The organism is Mycobacterium sp. 1245499.0, from assembly GCF_001673615.1.
GTDB classification, from domain to species: Bacteria; Actinomycetota; Actinomycetes; order Mycobacteriales; family Mycobacteriaceae; genus Mycobacterium; species Mycobacterium europaeum_A.
The window spans coordinates 1-1,679 of record NZ_LZMG01000197.1; the positions used below are offsets into that span (position 1 = coordinate 1).

At 68.4% G+C, this 1,679-nt stretch carries 2 protein-coding genes; one reads left to right on the top strand and one right to left on the bottom strand.

The window, feature by feature from the left end; genetic code table 11:
* Window positions 1-987, bottom strand: a 987-nt coding sequence (gene metG, locus A5646_RS11455; RefSeq protein ID WP_066879604.1) for a methionine--tRNA ligase, incomplete at its 3' end; no start/stop codon positions are given.
* Between the two features lie 32 nt (window positions 988-1,019).
* Between metG and A5646_RS11460 the strand changes: the two genes are divergently transcribed.
* Window positions 1,020-1,679 (top strand): TatD family hydrolase (locus A5646_RS11460; protein WP_067021774.1); only part of this gene is annotated, 660 nt, incomplete at its 3' end.

Consider the following 1,679-nt stretch of genomic DNA (forward strand, 5'->3'; position numbering starts at 1 on the left):
GCGCAGCAGGAAATAGCGCACCTGGTCGACGCCGAGCGTGTCGATCAGGTTGATCGGGTCGACCACGTTGCCCACCGACTTGCTCATCTTCTCGCCGCGGTTGAGCAGGAACCCGTGCGCGAAAACCCTTCGCGGCAGCTCGATTCCGGCCGACATCAGAAAAGCCGGCCAGTACACGGTGTGGAACCGGATGATGTCCTTGCCGATCATGTGCAAGTCGGCCGGCCAATAGCGCCGGAACCGTTCCGATTCGGTGTCCGGGTAGCCGACCCCGGTCAGGTAGTTGGTCAGCGCGTCGACCCAGACGTACATCACGTGGTCGGGGTGCTCGGGCACCTGCACGCCCCAGTCGAATGAGGTGCGCGAGATGGACAGGTCGCGCAGCCCGCCCGAGACGAAGCTGACCACCTCGTTGCGCCGCACGTCGGGTCCGATGAAATCCGGGTTCGCCTCGTAGTGGGCCAGCAGCTTGTCGGTGTAGGCCGAGAGCCGGAAGAAGTACGTTTGCTCCTCGGTCCACGTCACCGGGGCGCCCGTCTCGGTGGCCAGCCGGGTCCCGTCGTCGAGGAGCTCGGTCTCCGATTCGACGAAGAACCGTTCGTCGCGCACTGAATACCACCCCGAGTAGGTGTCCAGGTAGATGTCACCGGCGGCCGACATCCGGCGCCAGAGCTCCTTGGACGCATCGTGGTGGTCGGGATCGGTGGTGCGGATGAACCGGTCGAAGGAGATGTTCAACCGTTCCTGCAGCCGCTGGAACACATCGGAGTTGCGCCGGGCCAGCTCGGCCGTCGGGATGCCCTCGGCCGCCGCCGTTTCGACCATCTTGAGGCCGTGCTCGTCGGTGCCGGTCAGGAACCGCACATCGAACCCGTCGAGTCGCTTGAACCGGGCGATCGCGTCGGTCGCGATGTACTCGTACGCGTGCCCGATGTGCGGATCGCCGTTGGGGTAGGTGATCGCGGTGGTGACGTAATAGGGCCTCATCGCCCTCAACCTTATTTGGGGGCCCATATTGTGTGCGCGTGAGCTCCAAACGTCAGCCGCCCCCGGCCCCCGAGCCGTTGCGCCCGCTCGTCGATGCGCACACGCACCTGGACGCGTGTGGCGCCGCCGACGCCGAGGGGGTGCGGGCCATCGTGGACCGCGCCGCGGCGGTCGGGGTTGGCGCGGTCGTCACGATCGCCGACGACCTGGACTCGGCGCGCTGGGTCACGCGCGCGGCCGAGTGGGACCCACGGGTCTATGCCGCGGTGGCGTTGCACCCCACCCGGGCCGACGCGCTCGACGACGCCGCGCGCGCCGAGATCGAGCGACTGGTGGCCCATCCCCGGGTGGTGGCCGTCGGCGAGACCGGCCTGGACCTCTACTGGCCGGGTCGGCTGGACGGTTGCGCCGAGCCGGCCGTGCAGCGGGAGGCCTTCGCCTGGCACATCGACCTGGCGAAGCGCTGCGGCAAACCGCTGATGATCCACAACCGGGACGCCGACTCCGACGTGCTCGACGTGCTGGCGGCCGAGGGCGCCCCGGACGCCGTGATCTTCCACTGCTTTTCCTCGGACGCGGCCATGGCCCGCCGCTGCGTGGACGCCGGGTGGCTGCTGAGCCTGTCGGGCACCGCGAGTTTCCGCAACGCGCACGCGCTGCGCGAAGCCGTTCCGCTGATACCGCCTGAACAG